Genomic DNA, 20,298 nt, shown 5'->3' with positions numbered 1-20,298 from the left:
TTATGGTGTTTGGGGAGCCGTAGCGTAGCCAGGAGCCGGATCATGATCGTGTTCGAAGTCGTGAAAGATGCCAATGGCTGGGCTGTTCGCCGCGATCGCACCATGATGATGCCGGCCTCCTGCCGCGACGCGGCCGTTGCCGCCGCCGAACGCATGGTCAACGCCTGCGCCAGGCACGGACAGATCGCCCAGCTGCACATGGTCGGCCTGTCCTGACGCGTCGAGGTGCTGCGGCTTCGTAGCGGTAGCAGCAGTTGTAACAGGGCGTTTGTCGGACGATTGGCCGCCCTTCGATTTGTTATCCGTGCAAACGATCGAGTGGCCAATCCCGATAGGGGCCAAGTTGTCGACGTCACGGTTCGTGCGGCCGATAAAGCGGCGTTGCGTCAGTCCCCTCCTCGCCGGGATTTACGCCTGGGGCGCCGACGTCTTGCGATTTCGGGGCGCACCCTGTGGCTTCAGCAATTCCGGCTCGACCGGCTCCCAACTGCCTTGCGGAAGGCCGTCAAGCGTCCACGCCCCGATGCGCCACCGGATGAGGCGGAGCGTCGGGTGACCCACGGACGCTGTCATCCGTCGCACCTGCCGGTTTCGCCCTTCGGTAATGGTCATCTGCAACCAACAGTCGGGAATGGACTTGCGGAAGCGCACCGGCGGGTCGCGTGGCCACACGGCGGGCGCCGCGATCAGCTCGACCAGCGCCGGCCGGGTCGGCCCGTCGTTCAACAGCACGCCATGGCGCAATTGGCCCAAGGCCGCAGCGTCCGGCACGCCCTCGACCTGTACCAGATACGTCTTGGGCAGTTTGAACCGCGGGTCGGCGATCTGCGCCTGCAGCCTGCCGTCATTGGTCAGCAGCAACAGCCCTTCGCTGTCGCGATCGAGCCTGCCGGCGGGATAAAAGCCCTTCAGATCGATAAAATCGGACAGCGTGTGTCGAACGGCGCCCGACCGCAGGTCCGTGAACTGCGACAGCACGTCGAAAGGCTTGTTGAAACGGATCAGACGCACGCCACCAACACCTTCGACAGCCGTGCATGAACGCGGGTTCCCTCTTCCACGGACACTGCCCTTCTTGCAAGCAGTCGCCGAGCCGTTGCGGGCGTTGGTCCCTTGACGCTTATCGCCGTCACAGCCGATGAACACGGCCGCATCACGTTCAGACGGATTCCCATGATAGTCGATTCCGTACCCCGGCTAAGCTTGATCATTCGCGAGGTTCGCGTGCCGTTGACGGTGCTGTTCGTCTGGGACGTCGCGGTGACGCTTGCCTATTTCTACCTGCCGTTCACGGCACCGGCACTGCCGCTGACGCTTTTCGGCTCGGTGCTGGCGCTGTTCCTGGGCTTTCGCGACAATTCTGCCTATGCGCGATGGTGGGAGGGGCGCGTGCTGTGGGGCGCGATGATCAACGCCTCGCGCAGCCTGGCCCGCGCCACGCGCAACTTCCTGCCGACGGGCGAAGGCAATGGCGGCGCCGACGCGATGGCGCGCATGATCATCCTGCGCCAGATTGCCTATGTGAATGCGTTGCGTTGCCAGTTGCGCAAGCAGGACCGTGATGAGCCGGTGCTCCGCTTCGTCGGGCTGGCCGAAGCCGAAGTCGCGCTCGACCGGACCAATGCCGCCAACGGCTTGCTCGACAATACCGGGCGGCAAATCGACGAGGCGCGCTGCCGTGGCTGGATCGACACCATCCAGCAATGCCAGCTCGAAGCCGTGCTGGTCGACATCGCCAATGCGCAGGGCGGGATGGAGCGGCTGAAGAACACCCCGCTGCCCAACCAATACCGCTTCTTCCCGACCTTCTTCACGCGGCTGTTCTGTATCCTGCTGCCGATCGGCCTGGTCGAGACGCTGGGTTTTGCGACGCCGATCGGATCGACCATCGCCGGGCTGATGTTTCTGGCCGTCCTCCAGATCGGTGATGACCTCGTCGATCCGTTCGCCAACACCATCCACGACGTGCCGATGACCGCTATGTGCCGGACGATCGAAATCGATTTGCTCGAAGCGCTCGGTGATGTCGCGCCGCCGCCGGTCCGGCCGGTCAAGGGCGTGCTCTGGTAACGGCGCACGGGCGTCCGCAGCCGGATCATCAGTCGCCGCCTCGTCGTGGGACCTGGCGTCAGGAACGAAACGAGGCGGTAAAATAATTGGCGGAGTCGGAGGGATTCGAACCCTCGGATCCGGTTACCCAGATCGGCAGTTTAGCAAACTACTGGTTTCAGCCGCTCACCCACGACTCCGCGAAGGCGCGCCTATAACCGGCGCGGCCCGTTGGCGTCAAACGGCTTATCGACCGATCGACGAATAGGTGATGCCGCGCCGGGCCATTTCTTCGGGGCGATAGACGTTGCGCAGGTCGACCAGCGCCGGCGTCTTCATGACCGACTTTACACGGTCCATGTCGAGCGCGCGGAAAACGTCCCATTCGGTCACCAGCACTGCGACATCGGCACCGGTCAGGCAATCATAGGGATTTGCCGTGTAGTCGACGTTGTTGAGCACCAGCTGCGCCTGTTCGGTGCCTTCGGGATCGAAGGCGCGAACCGTGGCGCCGGCGTCCTGCAGCGCCTGGATGACGGCGATGGCGGGCGAATCGCGCATGTCGTCGGTGTTGGGCTTGAAGGTCAGGCCCAGCACGGCGACGGTCTTGCCGCGGATGTCGCCACCGGCCGCGGCGATGACCTTCTTGGCCATGGCGCGCTTGCGCTGGTCGTTGACGGCGGCGACCGTTTCCACGATCCGCACCGGCGCGCCGGCGTCCTGCGCGGTCTTGACCAGCGCCAGCGTGTCCTTGGGGAAGCACGAGCCGCCATAGCCGGGGCCGGCGTGGAGGAATTTGCTGCCGATGCGATTGTCGAGGCCGATGCCGCGCGACACGTCCTGGACGTCGGCGCCAACGGCTTCGCACAGGTCGGCGATTTCGTTGATGAAGGTGATCTTCGTCGCCAGGAAGGCGTTGGCGGCATATTTGATCAATTCCGCCGTCCGGCGTGCGGTGAACAGGATCGGCGAATGGTTAAGGAACAGCGGGCGGTAAAGCTCCGTCATCACATCGCGTGCGCGCATGTCCTCGGTGCCGACGACGATGCGGTCGGGCCGCTTGAAGTCCTGGATGGCGGCGCCTTCGCGCAGGAATTCGGGGTTGGAGACGACCGCGAACTGCGCGTCTGGGTTGGCTTCGCGGATGACGCGCTCGACCTCGTCACCGGTGCCGACGGGAACGGTCGATTTGGTGACGATGACGGTATAGCCGGTAATGGCGGCGGCGATTTCGCGCGCCGCGGCATAGACATAGGACAGGTCGGCATGGCCGTCGCCGCGGCGCGACGGGGTGCCGACCGCGATGAAGATGGCTTCGGCACCGGCGATGCCGGTCTTGAGATCGGTGGTGAACTTCAGGCGGCCGGAGGCGGCGTTGCCGGTGACAAGCTCGGCGAGCCCCGGTTCGTAGATCGGCATGATGCCCTGGTTGAGGCGGTCGATCTTGCCGGGATCGAGATCGACGCAGGTCACGTCATGGCCGAAGTCGGCAAAGCAGGCGCCGGACACAAGCCCGACATATCCGGATCCGATCATCGCGACACGCATGTGCAAGATATCCTTAAGACTTTGACTGTGCCTTGCAGCCGGGACAGAGGCGGCTTTGCTGCGCTGCGGCGATTAGCATGGCGCCTTGATGGTGTGAAGGCGCCGGCTGTGGCTCATCGGTGGTTCAGATGCGATTGTGCAGGTCGGCCGTCGCGCTTTTTAGGGGACATGCGGATGCGGACGTTGGCGATTGCGATGGTGATGGTGGCAGCACCGTCGGCGGCCCAGCCGGCGCTGCCCTATGCCGTTCCCAATTCCGCCGCGCCGGTTGCCGGCGCCGCGACCAGCCCTGATGCCGCAACCGCGGCTGGCCCGGATGCCGCAACCGCGGCCGGCCCCGATGCCGCCGCCCAGACGGCGGCAGAGGCCGATGCGACCTTGCAGCATGCGCCGAAGGACGGTGTCACTTTTGCCGAGGATGACGTGCTGGGCGCCGCCGAGGAGGTGTTCGGCAAGGGCGCCAAGGGCCTGGCGGAGATCGTCCAGCGCTCCTTCAAGCAATATGGCCAGCCCAACGCCTATATCGTCGGGCGCGAGGCGGGCGGCGCCTTTGTCGTCGGGGTGCGCTATGGCTCGGGGACATTGCATCACAAGATCGAGGGCCAGCGGCCGGTCTATTGGACGGGGCCGTCGGTCGGCTTCGACGTCGGCGGGGACGGGTCGAAGGTGTTCGCGCTGGTGTACAATCTCGACGATGGCGAGGATCTGTTCCGGCGCTATCCGGCGGCTGAGGGCAAGGCCTATCTCGTCGGCGGCTTTGCCGCCAACTATCTCCAGCGCGACAATGTCATCATCGTGCCGATCAAGCTGGGGCTCGGCTGGCGGCTGGGACTCAACGCCGGCTATCTGAACTTCACCAAGAAGGGCACGGCGAACCCGTTCTGAGCGGCCGTACGGTCCCCACTTCCCGGGCCGGCTTCGCCGTCAGACGGCGCCCAGCAGTGGCTCGCCGGCCTGGAGACGGCGGATATTTTCCGCCAGGCGCTCGAAAACGCGGCGCATGGTCTCGCTCGAACTCCACGACAGATGCGGGGTAATGCGGGCGCGGGGGTGGGCGAAAAGCCAGTGGCCGGGCGGCAGCGGTTCCGGATCGGTGACGTCGAGCGAGGCCCATAGCCGCCCGGCGTCGAACTGGGCGCGCAGCGCGTCGGTGTCGATGATCGCGCCGCGCGCGACGTTGACGATATGGGCGTCGGGCTTCATCCGGCCGAGCAGGTCGGCGCCGAGCAGGCCGCGGGTGGACGCGCCGATGGGGGCAGCGATGACGAGATGGTCGGCGCGCGCGACGAGCTCCGGCAACGGCACCAGCGTCACGTTCGGATCGGGTGACGGCGCATCAGAAGCGCGGGTGGCAATGATCGTCATGTCGAACGCGGCGGCAAAGCGTGCGACCTGCCGCGCGATCTGGCCAAGGCCGAGCAGGCCGAGGGTGCGGCCTTCGAGGCTGGCGAGCGGCTTGTCCATCTGCATTTCGCGCGTCGGCCATTCGTCGCCCGCGTTGAGCGTGATTGTCGGCAGCCGCTTGGCGTGGTTCAGCATCACCGCCAGTGCATATTCGGCGATGGGGCGCGCGGTGGTGCCCGATGCCGTGGCGACCTGCGGCGCGTCGAACAGCCAGGTCGGGTAATCGTCGATGCCGGCGCTGGCGATCTGGACCAGCCTGACCGATCCGGGCCAGCCGGCGGGGCGCGGCAGGCCTTCGTCATGGCTGCGCGAATCGCCTTCGCCATGGAGGACGAACAGCACATCGGCGTCGGTCGGCAGGTTCCAGCGCTGGTCGAGCGGGATATGTTCGGCGCTGGTGACGCCGGGCAGGCTGGCGATCATTGCCGACATGGCCGGTGCGAACTGGTGGACGACGCGCATTCTGGCTCCCCTGTTTTGGTGGCTGCATATCGCGTCGCAGCCATGGCCGCCATCTTGTCCTTTGCGGCCCGCCCCCGCTAAGGACAGGCAGATTGTCCGAACTGGAATTGTCATGGCCGAAATCATCGTCACCACTCGCGAAGGCCAGCATCTGACGCTGGCGGCCAAGCCCGGCCTGTCGGTAATGGAGATCATCCGCGACGGCGGCGTCGATGAACTGCTGGCGCTGTGCGGCGGCTGTTGTTCGTGTGCGACGTGCCACGTCTATGTCGATGCGGACTTTGCCGCCGCCACTGGCCAGCCGGGTGCCGATGAGGCCGACCTGCTCGATTCGTCGGATCACCGCACCCCGGCGTCGCGCCTGTCGTGCCAGATCGCCTTCACCGCGGCGCTCGATGGCCTGAAGGTCACCATCGCGCCGGAAGATTGATGACGGCGCTGCCGCCGGGCGTGGCAAAGGCCTTTGCCGGCCAGGCGCATTGGTGCCGGTCGAACGGCGCGCCGCTGACGGCGGCGGTCTGCGAAGCCGCGCTGGATGCCTGCGATGCCCGCAGCGCCACCGGCCGCGCGCTGATCGCATGGCCGGGGGAGCCGCGCGCCGACGCGCTGGCGCTGCGCTTTGCCGGTGGCTGCAACGGCCTGGTGCGCGCGGGGCTCGCACCGGGGCTGGCGGCGCTGTATCCGCCGATGCCGGTGCCGCCCGTGCCGGTGCTGGCGGCGGCCTTGCGGGACGTGCTCGCCAAATCCGCGCGCGATGCCGAGCTGTGCCGCTGGCTCGAAGGCCCACCGCAGACCAACGAGGTGGCGCGGTCCGGCGTGCTGATGCCCGGGTTGATGGCCATCGCAGCGGCGACGGGCCTGCCCCTGCGCGTGTTCGAACTCGGGTGCAGTGCCGGCCTCAACCTCAATCTCGACAAGTTCGGCTATGACCTTGCCGGTGTCCGCGTCGGTGACGCGGCGTCGGCGGTGCAGCTGGCGCCGGCATGGACCGGGCCGCCACCGCCGGTGGCCGAGGTTCGGATCGCGGCGCGGCGGGGGGTCGATCTCAACCCGCTCGACGTGGCGGATGCCGGCGTCCGTGACCGCCTCCTGGCCTATGTCTGGCCCGACCAGCCCGACCGGCTGGCACGGGCGCGTGCGGCGATCGCGCTGGCGCAGGCCCAGCCGCCGCCGATCGATCGCGGCGATGCCGCCGGTTGGACGGAACAGCATGTGGCGCCGGTCACCGGCAGCGTCGCAGTCGTCTATCATTCGATTGCGTTCCAGTATTTCCCGCCGGTGACCAAGGCGCGGATCGCCGCGCACCTTGCCGGTCTGCCGGCCCATGCCGAAGCGCCGGTGGCGTGGCTGCGCTTCGAAATGGACGATGCTGCCGCCGCCCATCTGCCGACGCTGCGGCTGACCCTGTGGCGGGGCGGTGCCGCCCAGGACCATCTGCTGGCGCGGGCGCATCCCCATGGAGCATCCGTCGCATGGCATTGATCCTGGCCTCCGCAAGCCCGCGGCGCGTCGCGCTGCTGGCGCGGCTGGGGGTGGTGCCCGACGCCATCGACCCCGCCGACATCGACGAAACGCCGGCCAGGGGGGAGGTGCCGCGCACCCATGCCGAGCGGTTGGCGCGCGCCAAATGCACGGCGGTGGCCGCGCGCCATCCGGGCGCCATCGTGCTGGCGGCGGACACGGTCGTGGGCGTCGGGCGGCGCATCCTGCCCAAGGCCGAGGACGAGGCGACGGCGCGCGCCTGCCTCGCACTGCTGTCCGGCCGGCGCCACCGCGTGTTCACCGCCGTCGCCGTTGCCGATGCCGGCGGCACGATTCGCGTCCGGATGAGCGAGACGGCGGTGATCTTTCACCGTTTGCAGGCCGGCGATATCGACGCATTGATCGCGGCCGGGGATTGGCGCGGCAAGGCCGGCGGCTATGCCCTGCAGGGGGCTGCCGAGGCCTGGGTGCGTTTCATCGGCGGCAGCTGGTCGGGCGTCGTCGGCCTGCCGCTGGCCGAAACGCGGACGCTGTTGGAGGCATCTGGCCATGGCTGAGGCCCTGGTCGAACGCGGTATCGGCGCGACGCGGGCGCTGGTGCTGGATGGCGACAGGGTGGTCGGCGCGCATGTCGAGCGCGGTGATGGCAGCGCGCTGCCCGGCGCCATCCATGTGGCGCGGTTGACGCGCATCCTGCAGCCGGGCCGGCGCGGGATCATGCAGCTGGGGGACGGCGAGGGGCTGATCGAACCGCTGCCCTATTGCCCCGAAGGCGGGCTGCTGCGCGTCGAAGTGGTGCGCGGCGCGATCCACGAAGCCGGCCGGCCGCGGTTGGCGAAGCTGCGCAATGTGGAAGGCGATTCGGCGGCCGCCGGCATGGTGCGGGCCGGACCCGACCTTGTGGCGCGGCTGAAGGCGGCGGGCCATCGGGTGACATTGCTGGGCGGTCCGGGGGAGGACCGGCTCGAAGCGGCGGGATGGGGCGAGCAGGTCGATGCGGCGCAGACCGGCCATGTGGCGTTCGACGGCGGCCTGCTGACGATCAGCCCGACGCCGGCGATGACCGTGATCGATATCGACGGGCCGGGTGACCTGGCAGCTCTCGCCGAGGCGGCAGCGCTTGCCGTCGCGGCGGCGATCGGGCGATTCGACATCCAGGGCTCCATCGGCGTGGACTTTCCCAGCCTGGAAGGCAAGGTCGTGCGGACGCGGCTGGGCGAGTTGCTCGATGCGCATTTGCCGGCGCCGTTCGAACGTACCGCGGTCAACGGCTTCGGCTTTGTCCAGATCGTCCGTCCGCGCCTGCGCGAATCGTTCGTCGAAGCGGTGCGGGCGCCCGGTTTCGCAGGCCTGGAATTGTTGCGGCGCGCGGCGCGCGGGGCGCCCGGCGGCTGCACGCTGGTGGCGCCGCCGGCAATCATCGCCTGGCTGGCGGCGCGGCCGGCGCTGCTGGCCGAACTGGGGCGCGCGACCGGGGGCGAGGTGCGGTTGCGCGCGGATGCGGCGCTGCCCATATCGGGCGCCTATGTCGAACCCTGAAAAGCCCTGCGCCTATTGCGGCAAGGTCCCGCGCATCGCCGCCTTTGCGCCCTTCTGCTCGCGCGGTTGCCAGGACCGTGACCTCGTCCAGTGGATGCGCGAAGGTTATGTCGTTCCGGCGCGCGATAACGAGGACGAACTTTCCGATACGCCGCGTCTGGACAACGACGGTCGGGACGGCTAGTCACCTGCCTCCGCTATGGCCCACCCCGCCGCAGCGATGGTGCGCCCGGGTAGCTCAGGGGTAGAGCAGGGGATTGAAAATCCCCGTGTCGGTGGTTCAAATCCGCCCCCGGGCACCATTTCCCACGATCATGCTGAAAACGTTGGAAAACCGTTCTCGCAACGGTCGTTGCCGCGTCCTTGTTACACAACACTGCTACACAATCGGGGACGACGATCGCCAGTAAGTTCTCGGAATGACTGTGAAAAAGGTCGTCGCGACTGCTACACAACGCTGTTACACAAGCTGCCCCAAGGCATGGTTGTTCGAGCCGGAAAATTCTATGTGCGTCGCCGCATCCCTCAAGATGTCGAGCTTGTTGTTGGGCGGACCGAAATTTGGCGTTCGCTTCAAACTGATAGCCTAATTACGGCCCTTCGACGGCTTCCACTGGTCGTATCAAAGATAGAGGCGTTAATCGCTCAGTCGAGGTTTGAGGCTGGGATCAGCGTCGATGCTATGTTGCTGGAGTCAGAGAGTGCCGACGACTTTCTTGCCAGACGAAAGACTGCCTTGAAGTCAGCGGCCATTCCGCCCTCGACACCGAGCACGGACTATACTGCGCCGCTTCCGCGTCGGCCAATCTCGGGTCCAACATTCGGGGAGGCCTACGAGAGCTACGTCAGCGATCCTACTCAATCTTGGTCAGACCGAACGCGCGAGAGCTACCACACCTGCCGAAAAGTCGCAGTGTCTGTAATCGGCGAGGACCTGCCCATCGCAGACGTCTCGCGGACTCACATCCGAAATTTCATCGATGTCCTTAGATTTCTGCCGAAGAATGCTTCAAAGCGTTTTCCAAAGCTGTCGCCACGGGAAGGCGCTGACCTGATGAGGTTCGAAAGCGCGCCGAGTCTGATCAGCGCTGCGAACGCAAACACCTACCTGACTTCGCTGTCTACTTTTCTAAACTGGTCGGTGAACGAGGAGCTTCTCCATCGCAATCCGGCTCGCGGACTCCGCCTCCCTGACGAGGTTCAAAAGCGGGATAAACGACGTTCGTTCTCTCCCGGACAATTGAAAATGATTTTCGATGCGCCGCTGTTCCGTGGCTGTCTCAACGGTGAGCGAGGTTATCTCATGCCGGGACCGGAGCGTCCTCAAAATGCACGGTACTGGGTGCCTCTTATCGCCCTCCACACTGGGATGCGGCTGAACGAAATCTGCCAGCTTGATGTGGTGGACATAGAGCACATTGATGACACGGCCTGCATTGCCATCAGGAGCGAATCGACCGTCGGAAGCGACGACAAAAGATTGAAAACAGGCGCGAGCAGACGGGTTGTCCCTATACATCGAACGCTGCTCGATCTTGGTCTTCTTGCATTCGTCGAGGGCCAGCATCGTGACCACCAGATCAAACTCTTCAGCGAAATCGGACAGGGTCCGAAGGGTGCTCGATCGGTCGCGTTTTCCAAATGGTTCACGCAGTTTTTGCGGCATTCTGGAGCAAGTAAAGACCGTACATGTTTTCACTCTTTCAGGCACAATTTTCGAGATGAGTTGAGGGCCGCTCGGATCGACCACGATGTTGCTATGGCTCTCGGAGGCTGGACTAGTGGCTTGTCTGGACGGAACAAGGTCTCTGAAAACTACGGCAACGGTCATTGTATTGGTACACTCCGCGAGGCCGTAGACCGTCTCGAATTCGCATGTATCGACTTCTCCCATCTTCGACGGTAACGACCGCTGACGGCCTATCTGGCGCGCCATTGGGATTGTGTTACATAGCGCAACAACTGACACTGTCAGACGTAAAGCGCAGACGCGACAACAACATTAACGTTCGTCGGTTTTCCGACTAAACACGGAATCCGACATGCCGTTCGAACGTTTTAACGCTCCAACAGATTTTAAGAAGAAGAAGATTAGGGATAAGCTATTCGCGAGACTCGCAGAGGCTCCCATCTGGCAGAATCCCAAGGGTGGGTCTGCTAAAAATGTTCCGTGTCGGGAACTTGAGGGCACCCGTGGAGAAGCGTTCTTTGGCGCGGTGATCGGCAGCTTTCCTCCGCCATCAGGCTGGAAACCAGAAGGGCGGCGGCTTATTTCGCATGACGCGGCTGACTGTTCCTCGATCTACATGGTCAACGATGTCCATGGCCCTTCAGGCTATCGACCTTGGTCCGCCCTATTTGAGACATTCGATATCGGTGCGCAAAGCTTGTACGCCCGACTGTTGCTCCAGCTGCGGACGGAAGCCGTATTGGCATTGCTCAAGCTGCTAGATGAGCAGCGAATGGGCGCACCAAAGAACAAGGCAGGTTTCCGGCGGATCGATCTTGGCGATATAGATGCCCTGCTGCAATGCAATATCAACATCTACAAGTCGAGCGATCGATTACCGTGGCATCGTGACGACACCGATTATAAAGGGCAGCCTACAACCAATACTTTCCAACCTGCTGCTGTGACGTGGATGCTGGCTGCAAGCAGATACGCTAGCGAGCCGGGAATTCGCCTTGTCGATCCGAAAGGGAACGAGGTGGTAAATATCAACCTTGATGACGCGCGGGGCAAGGAGGCCGTTTGCGGGACAGGCAGTGATCACCTATTTGGCATCAATAAAGCCAGCTACCAACGCGGCGTTCATACGGCGGCAACGAAGTGGTCTTCGGAGCATCCTGACCAATTTGAGCGTATCAGCTTCAATTTCAGGTTGGTTCGGGCTAACACTTGGCAGAGACTTCTCGGCGCAGTCGCTCCTTAAGCAGCACGCTGGGCAGCGGCGGACGGGCGGCGCTCATGAACTGCCTGTCCACGAGCGTCCGATGGCCATGTCAGGTTTGTTAGGTCGGGAGCGCAAGATCAGACTTTCGCTTACTCAGGCGATCGCAGAGTATCGCGGCCTAAGGTGTTACCAAGCAGTCGCGACGACCTTTTTCACAGTCATTCTCGGAACTTACTGGCGGTCGTCGTCCCCGATTGTGTAGCAGTGTTGTGTAACAAGGACGCGGCAACGACCGTTGCGAGAACGGTTTTCCAACGTTTTCAGCATGATCGTGGGAAATGGTGCCCGGGGGCGGATAGGGATTGGCACGATTTTCGAGGCCTTCGTTCGAAGCCCGTTTGATCGTTTTTTGACCCTCGGCGGTATCGTTGGCGGACGCTTTGCCAGCCTTCAACAAGCGTCCGCTGATGCTCTGCGCCATGATCCCGTCCCGGTCATCGATCACAGCATCACCAGACGCTGAGGGAGGCTGTGTGAGCGTGGTGCCACCATGTTCTCCAAGGTTGTCGCCAGCGTCCAGCAAGCCGTCTCCGGGGCGTCCTGCCATCATCTCATCTCGATGATCGATGACGCCTTCCTTGACGGTGATATTGACGCTGGCATCAACCCTTTGCTGATCGTTGGCGGGATCGTGGTCGGGATGCTGGTTCATGGTAGATACCGTTTTTCGAGATTGATGAAGGGTCAGGGATGACGATCGCCGATTATGCCGCCATCGCCATGGCGGTCTTGCTGCGATGCACGGTGCCGACCCCGACGTTGGTTCCTGCTGCGGTCTTGGCGATGCTGATGCCTCGGCCAAGCATCTTCTCGACAGCATCAACCTTGCCCTGTGGCAACGTTGGGCGACCGGCTTTCTTGGTGCTGCGGGATAGACCGCTCATGATTCGTGCCCTGATCATTTCGCGCTCGAAGTCGGCGAAGACCGAGAGCATTCCGAACATGGCCCGGCCTGATGGCGTGCTGGTGTCGAGCGCCTGTTGATGAAGATAGAGGTCGACGCCTTTGGCGTTGATCTCGGAGAGGAAGCCGATGAGATGCTGAAGCGATCGGCCTAGTCGATCCACGGACCAGCACGCCACCATATCGATCTCGCGCCGGGTAATGGCTTTCATAAGCGCATCGAAGCCGGGTCGTTGATCCCGGCCCTTGGCCCCCGAGATGCCCCGGTCGTCATAATCAGCAATGATGGTCCAGCCATTGCGCTCGGCTACGGCCAGCAGTTCGCGGCGCTGGTTCTCGACAGTCTGATGATCGGTGGAGACCCGGCTGTAGAGTGCAATGCGTTTGTTCATCGGCCGACGGTGCCAGAGATCGAGATTCCGTCAATAACTTCGTCGCTTCAGGTGATCTGGGTCAACTTCGATGCCGGTGTTAGATAAATGGAGACGAGATCAGCCTACCCTCGATGAAGGGCGGTGAACCGTAACTCGACGTGGGTGACGGCACCGCATCGGATCATCGGCGGCAATGCCCAGAACGCATCTGCCGGGAGATATGCCAGCGTCGATCGATGGTTCTTGCGCAACGCGATGCCATGGAGAACGGGGCGATCCGTCACCGGAGTTTGTTCTTTTCCCGCAAAGCTCCTCGCGCAGATCAGCGTGATCTCGATCTGCTCACCAAGATGCGCATTATGGCGAGGACTGATCCGTTCGATGCGGCAGACGATATCGATGATGGCCTCGTCGCCGATGGGCATGTCGCCCTGTTGATGATCGGCGATGTAATAGGTCTGCTCCATCGTCTCGATGATCGCGGTCAAGCCTTCGGGTTGAGGCTTCGGAGTCTTCTTCGCTCTCGCCATCGCGTTCTGCCTCCAGTGATGTCACCGGTGGCGATCGTATATCAGGCAAAACCCATTGGGGGAGCCCACGCACATCCATCGCTGTCGTCACCCCTCGACTATCATCTGGTTCTGGAAGGGTAGGAATAGGCATCGCCGAGGCACGCAAATCCGCCGATTATCGAGGAGGGTTTTCGAAGGGGTTCTGGAATGGGTTTGGCGAGGGTCTTGGGACATGGCAATGGGGTTCATCGGCCGCTGGCAGACCGAGGGGCACGATCGTCGGACCGATCCTAAGAGCGTGAGCCCAACAGCTCCGCGCTGTCATGCCAACGGCTCGGACTGATGAGGCTTGGTGGTGGCGGAGAAAGCGCTCCGGCAATGTCTGCGTCAGCGCTGGTGCCAACGCCTGCGTAACCTTGAAACATCGTCGTCGAAGGTGGGCGTGCAGGTCGCCTCCTTTGTGATACGTTACAAACGCGCCCCGATCTCAATTCCCATGTCGCTGAAGAATTCTGATACCGGCGTCACTGTGCTCAACGACAGGCGATCCCTCGCCCGTGTGCATGCTACGTAGAGTAGACTCCGCTCAGTGTCGAAAACTTCCCGCAATTCGCTTTCGTCTGCTGCTCCGTCCACGCGACTTTGCAGAGGCAAGACCTCATCATCGCAAGCCATTACAACGACGGCTCGAAACTCAAGCCCCTTCGCGAAATGCATCGTCCCGATGGACACATAGTTCTGCAGTGCCTCAACGCGTTCAGATAGTTGACGGCATTCTAAGCCAGCGGCAGCAATTGCGTTTCGCGCCCGCGAAAGCAGGGAAGTTGATCGGACGAATACACCAATGGCCGATGGCGGTATTCCTTCGGCAGTTGCACGCAACAGAAATTCAGCGATGTAGCGCTCTTCTGATCGCTCGTCGGCAAATTCGGCAACAGAAGGCACGGGACCGTCGAAGACCGACTGTGCACCGGTCCGATCATCCTCTGCCCCATACGCATCACGCGCTATCGAAGGCAAAAGCTTATCCGCAGCCTCCCTGATCTGGCGCGACATCCGGTAGTTCACTTTCAGGCTTGTCGATCGGCCACGAACATCGACCCCCAGTCCTGTCCAAGAAAACGGTGATTGAAATATGCGTTGCCCAAGGTCGCCCGCAAAGAAATGAGCATTCGGCCCGCTTGCAAGCGCGCCCACCATCTGCAATTCGGCGACGCCCAAGTCCTGCGCTTCATCAACGATCACGTGCGTGAACGGCTTGTCCGTCCTCGCTTTCGCGTCCGCTTCCACCGCAGCGAACAATTGTGATGGGGTGATGAACCCCCGCGCCGCGAGCATGAACCGTGCCGCTTCAAAGACCGGCCACAGGGCTTCGCGTTGTTTTGACCCAAGGCGAGTGCGCCGCCCAATGCGAAGCACATTGGTGTAGCTGGCAACGTCAGGAAGGTTCCACGCATCTACAATCTGCCGCCATTCCGAGAATACGAATCGCGTTGGCAGGTCCTTGTAGCCCAGATCGGCGATTGCGCGCTCCAGCGCGGGCAGCTGGGCATCAATCGGGGCAAGTGTGGGCCTCCGGCCAGTCGCAAGTTGAAAAAGCTCTGACGCAGCATCTTCGAAGGAAGCAATCGACACGCGGGCGAGCTTGACCGGATCATCGGAAAGCAAAATCGCCAGTTTAGCCCGCAAAGCGTTGGCGAGCGGCCGAGAAAAGCTGGTCAGCAGGACGCGAGCTTGTGCATCCTCCCGGACGGCTCGGGCAGCCCGGTGTAGGGCGACGATAGTCTTCCCTGTGCCAGCCGTGCCCGTGACACGGGCAGGGCCAGAATAGTCGCGACCCACAACATTGCGTTGCGATGGGTGGAGGAACACGCTCCACTTGTCCCACGGGAAGTCGAGCGCCAACCGCAGTTCGTCTTCGCTTGTGATAGTATAGACCCGGCGCAGAGTGTCCGGGTGTGCAAAAGGATCGGTAGGCGCAGCCTCCGGCGTCGGCAACCGCCCGGTTGCAGCATAATCCAGCAACGCCTCGCCGACTTCGGCGGGCAGCCGGTCACTCATTTGGAAGAAACGTTCCTCAGTCCAGCCTTGGATATCGGAAGTCCAGTCAGCCGGTGCACCGATGTTCAATAGAGCGTCTTCGGTCAGGTTAGCGAAGATGGCCGGTGCAACGGGTTGAAATGGTGCGGGAGCAGGCTGCGGTTGCGCGTTCGTGGTATCGGGCTGACTCGGCGCGAACAATGGGCCAGCATCCTCGATCCGCTCATTAACCTCCACGATCTGGATGGCACCCGTGCGAGGATGGGCTTCGATTCGGCGACGTTCCGCCCACACATAGGCTTTGTCGTGGTGATCGACATAGGCCAGCATGAAGCTCGCCTCGGTTTTGTGGACGATGATCCGGACGTCCTGATTGACGCGTACCGACCAGAAGTTCGGATCACGGCTATTGGTAAGCCGGTGCATTTGCAGGCCGGGATGCGCAGGGTTCAGTTGCAGGTCAAACGCCGCCGTCTTCGCCTGCTTTTGCTCCTGCCCGGAAAGGCGGGCGAGTGCGGCAGTGAAGCTGTCAGCGATGTGGAACTGCATGTGGATCAGCCAAGGTCCATCAGACGTTGAAGGCGAGGACGAATATCGGCGTGGAGCTTCGCAAGCCCTTCGGCGTCCGCTGAATAAGCGAGTGCCCGGCGATGCCTTAAATCGAATGGCAGCCCGTCGATGTTTTGAGTGATCGGGATCACATGTCTTCCCAACGTGTGAGCGATCCCGGCTTCATAAAAAACATTTGGGTTTTGTGTCGTGAAGTCGCAGACGACGACCTTTGATCGATAAATCAGGGAAAAAATATCTTGGATGATCTCGTCGTGGTCCCATACTTCACTGGCGTTGCGGCAGGTGAAGCCAATTTCCTGACTTGCCGCCCTAATGGCTGCCAGCGTCCCATCGAACTCTGGTCGAAACGGCATCATGACCGACACCAGAAGTGGATCGGGCTGTTCATCAGGTATACGAAACGCAGTCGGCAAAATGCGGATCGGAACAGGAGCTGGAAGCTCGTGAAGCTCAACATCATCCTCGTGGGCCTCGCCAGCGGCAACTAGGCCCTGCGCCTCCAAGAATTCAATCATATCAACGTCTTTTACGGCCCAATGGGCCCGGTTCAATTCCCAATCGCCGATATCGAGACTGCGTTTCCTATCGAGGAGCATTTGATGTGGGATCGGCGCAATATTCTTATCAAATCGGTAGCTTACGACAACTTCGCGATTTCGGACTCGAATTGAGGTGATTTGACCAACGCGGGCGTCCTTCTCCCTCCCGCTTTCAAAAGCAAACACTGAGGGCAGTGAGCGAAGTCGCTCAAGCGGTCTTCGCGCAGTTCGTTGAAGCGACCAACAATGGCATCCTCGGTGTATTCAAAGACGCGGCTGCGCTCATATGCGTAGGGCTCCCCATTCCACGCCTCGTCATCACCGCTGACTAAAAAATTGAACATCGCGTACACCCCAAACACCTTCATCAATTCGTCCCCGAAGTGGTTGATGACCTTCACTGCAATCCGTCCGCTTTCCGGCCTGTCGAAAGGGCGTGAGGTGGCGCGGTTAAGCGTGGCCCATGCCTCTTCGTCGATTTCGGCTTTGAGTGCGGTTTTGAGCTGCTTGTACGGTTCATTCGCGCCGAGGAAGTAGGCGTGGCGGACGAAGAAGCTCTCTTCGTTGTAGGCCGTGTCGATGAACCATGCGGCGATCCCTTTCACGTCGTTGGAGCGAACCTCGCCGGTATTGGGATCATAGATGTCTACGCCGTTGACCCGCACGGCGATGCGGCCATCCGCTTCTTCCAGAATGTCGATGTCCGGCTCGCCGAATACGACGAAGAGGTTGCCCTTGCCGGTGTTCTTGAGTTCTCCTGCCATGTGCAGGTCGGGGTTCATCTTGGCTTTCAGGATCGACAACGGGCCAAGCCGGGTCAGTTCCGAGGCATGGGCGTCGAATGCGAAGCTGACAGCGATCAGCACATCAAACCGGCTTTCGGCGGCTTCGCGCGCGGCGGCAGTGAAATCGACGCGGGAGAGTGTGCCGAACTCCGGCCCGATGAAGATCGCGGCGCGCCGCTCAGTCTCGCCTTCCATGAAGCGACCCTCTGCGCCGATGTATCCGCGTCCAGCGAATGGTGTCAGGCTCGTAAACTCGATGCGGTCTGCGCGCTCCTGCTGGTGAACGCCAGCCGACTTTAGGTGCTCGATCACCATTGTCGCGAAGTCAGTTTCCGAATTGGACAGCGGTCCCTTCATCTTTTTGCCGCTTACGGCATCAATGGCAGCGAGCTGGTCCTCGGCATCGGCAGGGACGATACGGTGCGGGGAGAGGTTTTCGACCGTGAACGGCCCGGCCACGCGCACGCGGTTGGGGTCGGCATAGGGCTTGTCATAGAGGTATTCGACATCCGCCGCGCGGGCGATGGAAGCGTCAATGTCCTTTTGCCGTGCAATGCGTGCATTCCGACCTCTTCATCACTTCCTCCGTCCACTGGCCCACCAATCCTAAACTGGAATTTTCCAGCTCAAAACGGTCCAGAAAACGGGCAGCAGGTCAATTGCCATAGCTTTTGTTGACATTGCCGACCGATGGCCCGCTCCTGGCGTCAGCCCCGCAGCGACCTCGGTCGGAACGCGTGTCCGACCGCCGGCATCAACTTCGGCCTTCTTCGCCCGGTTATGCAGCGTCTGCGCCGCACAGCCGATCTTGGCCGAAATCGCTACCACCGCCACCTGTTGCAACTCATGATTGCGGTCACGTACCAACACCAACCGTACCGCGCGTTCCCGCACCTCGGCCTTATTCTTGTTCTTGGTCTTCCTCATATGGGCTCCACCGTCTCAGGCGTTGGAATCTCTGCGGTACCCGGCGCGGTTCAGTCAGCCTCGATGTTGATTCATGATTTTGACCCGGCAACGTCTGCCTGGAGCGTAGTGATTGAATGTAACATCTTGCATTGAATTTTGACTGTGGTTGCGCATTATGTTGTCTCGCCCTTTCGGGCGATTGCGATTTTGAGGGGAAATCACGTGAAGATATACTTGCGCGCGGCGCTGCTTGCGGCAGTGGCGACAACGCCAGCCTTCGGCCAGGCGCTCGGCCATGTGCACACGGCCGTGTGCAACCACCAATGGGAGGACAACCAAGGCGCCTATGACGCCGGTGGCCTGACCTTCACGACCGGCAGCACGGCGGGCGGCGGCGGCTTGACGTTTGTCCTGAACGATCTGGGCGGTGTCGGTATTGGCACCGACGCCCGCGCTGGCTTCGAAGCCGCCGGCGCGCTATTCTCCGGGCTGTTCAGGGACAATATCACGATCCGCCTCGACGTGCGGTTTTCCGCACTTGGCCCCGGCATTCTCGGGTCGACCGGATCGACGACCAATACCGTCGGCTACAATAACGTTCAGACTGCCTTGGTTAGCGACTCCAAGACGTTCTTCGACAACATTGCAGTCGGTACGCTCGGTGCGGCGCCGATCAGCTTCGTGACGAATGAGCCGCCGGCCGCCGGGGCCATCGATTCGCGCCTGCGTTTCTTCGATAACAACAACACCTTCGACAACAACAACCTCAATGTGAATACCGCCCAGATGAAGGCGATGGGCCTGACGCCGACTTACGCCGCAAACAATCCTGGCCAGCGCGACGGGTCAGTCTCGTTCAGCAGCGCCTTCACTTGGGATTTCGATCCGACCGACGGGATCACGCCCGGTTCGTTCGATTTCGTCGGCGTCGCAGCCCATGAAATCGGCCATGCCCTCGGCTTCCGGTCGGGCGTGGATCTCGCCGATGTCAACGCTCTGCCAGGCGTGGCACTCCCCGGCGCGCGCGGCCTCAACAATATCGCCTGGGGCACTGTGCACGACCTTTTCCGTTACGGCGACTTCGAAGGCGATTTCGTGCGCGACTGGTCAATCGGCGGAGGGCCTTGCTACACCATCAACGGCACAAGCTGCCTCGCCCCGCTTTCCACCGGCCGGCTGAACGGCGATCTCCGTCAGGCCAGCCACTGGAAGGACGATCAACTGCTGAACATCGCGCCGCCGCTGGGCCTGATGGACCCCACCGCGACCGGCCCGAACGGCACCCGTCCGTTGCAACTTTTCACCAAGTTCGACCTGATCGCGTTCGACGCCATGGGCTATGACTTGGCGTCGGCAGTGCCCGAACCGCAGAACTGGGCGATGCTGATAGCTGGCTTTGGTCTGATCGGCGCCCTGGCGCGCCGAGAGCGCCGCAGCGTCACCGTTTAAGGTAACACCGAGACAGCAAAGGGCCGGCGACGCGCGAGTGTCATCGGCCTTTTTCTGTCACCAAGCGATGGTAGTGCCCTGTAATTGAGACAGTGATGACCCGGCGCGGTTTCGCGCTTTGATGATATCGGCGCACCGGCAGCAAACCAGGGGTCAAAGGTTCCGACCAATGCCGCAGCAATCCTGCTGCTTAAATGCTCGCCATTCTGCTGACGCGCTCCAAGCGTCTTCGTACGAACAAACGCGCGGATGTCGGCTTTCGCTAGAAGCCGTCGCTCAGAGGCTCCGTCTAGAACGGCCGTATTATGCCGATCCAAGTCGTTCCGAGCGCCCAGTTCCGCCCGCCAGAGAGCAAGCAATAGTCTCAAAACAATGGGAGTCCGGTTTCGGGGAGCGACCACTCAGCCCTGAAGACGAGGATTGGGTCATTGCGGCTCTCGAATCAGACGTCAGGAGTCGGGCCAAAAACCGGTCGTCAGTGCCGACGCTTCCACAATATGATAGCGGCCGATCGCTCCTCGTCGCTTCGATCACGGCTCTCAGTTACGCACGCGTAGCGTGAAGCAGCCGCGTATCGCCTATACCGCTTCTAAGTCGACGATGCCGCGGAGCGGTCATATAATCGAAAGGCTTCGGCAATAGACATTTGCCATTTTTCGATGGCATGGCATAACGGTGATAGCGAACCCTTGAATGCAATAGTGTTGGCCACCCGACCATTGCAACGATCGCTGCCGGGCGGACATATGCAAGAGCGTTCACAAGTTATCAGTCAA

20 protein-coding genes, 2 tRNA genes and 3 pseudogenes are annotated in these 20,298 nt (G+C 62.0%); 14 read left to right on the top strand and 11 right to left on the bottom strand.

The annotated features are described in order from the left end of the window. Positions 1 to 42: 42 nt before the first annotated feature. The gene (locus GGQ62_RS06270) at positions 43 to 216 is read left to right on the top strand and encodes a hypothetical protein (protein ID WP_153401453.1); all 174 of its coding nucleotides are present in this window, start codon (positions 43 to 45) and stop codon (positions 214 to 216) included. A 192-nt stretch (positions 217 to 408) separates the two neighbouring features. Here GGQ62_RS06270 and GGQ62_RS06265 read toward each other — a convergent pair whose 3' ends face one another. Further along, entirely contained in the window at positions 409 to 1,011 is a 603-nt protein-coding gene (locus GGQ62_RS06265) for a pseudouridine synthase (protein WP_152578895.1), read from the bottom strand. Between the two features lie 162 nt (positions 1,012 to 1,173). Here GGQ62_RS06265 and GGQ62_RS06260 point away from each other — a divergent pair, with 162 nt between their 5' ends. Continuing rightward, positions 1,174 to 2,070, top strand: coding sequence for a bestrophin family protein (locus GGQ62_RS06260; RefSeq protein WP_152578816.1), 897 nt, complete (start codon positions 1,174 to 1,176; stop codon positions 2,068 to 2,070). Between the two features lie 87 nt (positions 2,071 to 2,157). Here the strand turns inward: GGQ62_RS06260 and GGQ62_RS06255 are convergent. After that, positions 2,158 to 2,249, bottom strand: a tRNA-Ser gene (locus tag GGQ62_RS06255). Between the two features lie 46 nt (positions 2,250 to 2,295). Next, complete coding sequence (locus GGQ62_RS06250) at positions 2,296 to 3,597, bottom strand: UDP-glucose dehydrogenase family protein (protein ID WP_152578815.1); 1,302 nt, start codon at positions 3,595 to 3,597, stop codon at positions 2,296 to 2,298. 174 nt (positions 3,598 to 3,771) lie between these two features. Here GGQ62_RS06250 and GGQ62_RS06245 point away from each other — a divergent pair, with 174 nt between their 5' ends. Beyond that, positions 3,772 to 4,482, top strand: a complete 711-nt coding sequence (locus GGQ62_RS06245; protein WP_424022234.1) for a DUF1134 domain-containing protein — start codon at positions 3,772 to 3,774, stop codon at positions 4,480 to 4,482. A gap of 39 nt (positions 4,483 to 4,521) precedes the next feature. On the opposite strand, the gene GGQ62_RS06240 is transcribed toward GGQ62_RS06245, so the two are convergent. Beyond that, the gene (locus tag GGQ62_RS06240; protein WP_167649503.1) at positions 4,522 to 5,463 is read right to left on the bottom strand and encodes an NAD(P)-dependent oxidoreductase; all 942 of its coding nucleotides are present in this window, start codon (positions 5,461 to 5,463) and stop codon (positions 4,522 to 4,524) included. A 112-nt stretch (positions 5,464 to 5,575) separates the two neighbouring features. Between GGQ62_RS06240 and GGQ62_RS06235 the strand changes: the two genes are divergently transcribed. From GGQ62_RS06235 to GGQ62_RS06200, 9 genes and pseudogenes are all read left to right on the top strand, one after another. Then, positions 5,576 to 5,893: a 2Fe-2S iron-sulfur cluster-binding protein gene (locus GGQ62_RS06235; protein WP_152578812.1), complete on the top strand. Its 318-nt coding sequence runs from the start codon at positions 5,576 to 5,578 to the stop codon at positions 5,891 to 5,893. Continuing rightward, positions 5,893 to 6,945 carry a DUF2332 domain-containing protein gene (locus tag GGQ62_RS06230; protein ID WP_152578811.1) on the top strand — a complete coding sequence of 351 codons (1,053 nt, stop codon included), beginning with the start codon at positions 5,893 to 5,895 and terminating at the stop codon, positions 6,943 to 6,945. The genes GGQ62_RS06235 and GGQ62_RS06230 overlap by 1 nt, the downstream gene beginning before the upstream one ends. Then, positions 6,936 to 7,502 (top strand): Maf family protein, encoded by a 567-nt coding sequence (locus tag GGQ62_RS06225; RefSeq protein WP_152578810.1) that lies wholly within the window; start codon positions 6,936 to 6,938, stop codon positions 7,500 to 7,502. Before GGQ62_RS06230 ends, GGQ62_RS06225 begins: the two co-directional genes overlap by 10 nt. Next, a complete protein-coding gene (locus GGQ62_RS06220; protein ID WP_152578809.1) occupies positions 7,495 to 8,484 on the top strand; it encodes a ribonuclease E/G family protein in 990 nt (329 codons plus the stop codon). The genes GGQ62_RS06225 and GGQ62_RS06220 overlap by 8 nt, the downstream gene beginning before the upstream one ends. Further along, entirely contained in the window at positions 8,471 to 8,668 is a 198-nt protein-coding gene (yacG, locus tag GGQ62_RS06215; RefSeq protein ID WP_152578808.1) for a DNA gyrase inhibitor YacG, read from the top strand. Before GGQ62_RS06220 ends, yacG begins: the two co-directional genes overlap by 14 nt. Before the next feature lie 43 nt (positions 8,669 to 8,711). Beyond that, positions 8,712 to 8,786, top strand: a tRNA-Phe gene (locus tag GGQ62_RS06210). Positions 8,787 to 8,965: 179 nt separating this feature from the next. Next, positions 8,966 to 9,127 (top strand): annotated as a pseudogene (locus GGQ62_RS16765) (DUF6538 domain-containing protein); the annotation flags it as partial. Positions 9,128 to 9,538: 411 nt separating this feature from the next. Next, a complete protein-coding gene (locus GGQ62_RS06205; RefSeq protein WP_167649502.1) occupies positions 9,539 to 10,390 on the top strand; it encodes a site-specific integrase in 852 nt (283 codons plus the stop codon). Positions 10,391 to 10,526: 136 nt separating this feature from the next. Further along, complete coding sequence (locus GGQ62_RS06200; protein WP_152578806.1) at positions 10,527 to 11,417, top strand: hypothetical protein; 891 nt, start codon at positions 10,527 to 10,529, stop codon at positions 11,415 to 11,417. A 139-nt stretch (positions 11,418 to 11,556) separates the two neighbouring features. Here GGQ62_RS06200 and GGQ62_RS06195 read toward each other — a convergent pair whose 3' ends face one another. From GGQ62_RS06195 to GGQ62_RS06165, 7 genes are all read right to left on the bottom strand, one after another. Continuing rightward, positions 11,557 to 12,090, bottom strand: a complete 534-nt coding sequence (locus GGQ62_RS06195) for a hypothetical protein (protein ID WP_167649501.1) — start codon at positions 12,088 to 12,090, stop codon at positions 11,557 to 11,559. Between the two features lie 52 nt (positions 12,091 to 12,142). Next, entirely contained in the window at positions 12,143 to 12,733 is a 591-nt protein-coding gene (locus GGQ62_RS06190; RefSeq protein ID WP_152578804.1) for a recombinase family protein, read from the bottom strand. 104 nt (positions 12,734 to 12,837) lie between these two features. After that, the gene (locus GGQ62_RS06185) at positions 12,838 to 13,203 is read right to left on the bottom strand and encodes a hypothetical protein (protein WP_152578803.1); all 366 of its coding nucleotides are present in this window, start codon (positions 13,201 to 13,203) and stop codon (positions 12,838 to 12,840) included. Positions 13,204 to 13,695: 492 nt separating this feature from the next. Further along, complete coding sequence (locus tag GGQ62_RS06180) at positions 13,696 to 15,816, bottom strand: 3'-5' exonuclease (protein ID WP_152578802.1); 2,121 nt, start codon at positions 15,814 to 15,816, stop codon at positions 13,696 to 13,698. Between the two features lie 5 nt (positions 15,817 to 15,821). Next, the gene (locus GGQ62_RS06175) at positions 15,822 to 16,436 is read right to left on the bottom strand and encodes a hypothetical protein (protein WP_152578801.1); all 615 of its coding nucleotides are present in this window, start codon (positions 16,434 to 16,436) and stop codon (positions 15,822 to 15,824) included. Positions 16,437 to 16,477: 41 nt separating this feature from the next. Continuing rightward, entirely contained in the window at positions 16,478 to 17,623 is a 1,146-nt protein-coding gene (locus GGQ62_RS06170) for a hypothetical protein (RefSeq protein ID WP_152578800.1), read from the bottom strand. A gap of 147 nt (positions 17,624 to 17,770) precedes the next feature. After that, entirely contained in the window at positions 17,771 to 18,091 is a 321-nt protein-coding gene (locus GGQ62_RS06165) for a hypothetical protein (RefSeq protein ID WP_152578799.1), read from the bottom strand. A 144-nt stretch (positions 18,092 to 18,235) separates the two neighbouring features. Here GGQ62_RS06165 and GGQ62_RS06160 point away from each other — a divergent pair. Together GGQ62_RS06160 and GGQ62_RS16760 are read left to right on the top strand one after the other, a co-directional pair. Continuing rightward, positions 18,236 to 19,405, top strand: a pseudogene (locus tag GGQ62_RS06160) (NF038122 family metalloprotease); the annotation flags it as partial. 9 nt (positions 19,406 to 19,414) lie between these two features. After that, positions 19,415 to 19,522 (top strand): annotated as a pseudogene (locus GGQ62_RS16760) (PEPxxWA-CTERM sorting domain-containing protein); the annotation flags it as partial. Between the last annotated feature and the right edge of the window lie 776 nt (positions 19,523 to 20,298).

The sequence above is a fragment of the Polymorphobacter fuscus genome, assembly GCF_011927825.1.
GTDB classification, from domain to species: Bacteria; Pseudomonadota; Alphaproteobacteria; order Sphingomonadales; family Sphingomonadaceae; genus Sandarakinorhabdus; species Sandarakinorhabdus fusca.
This window is presented reverse-complemented; position numbering and strand designations above follow the sequence as displayed.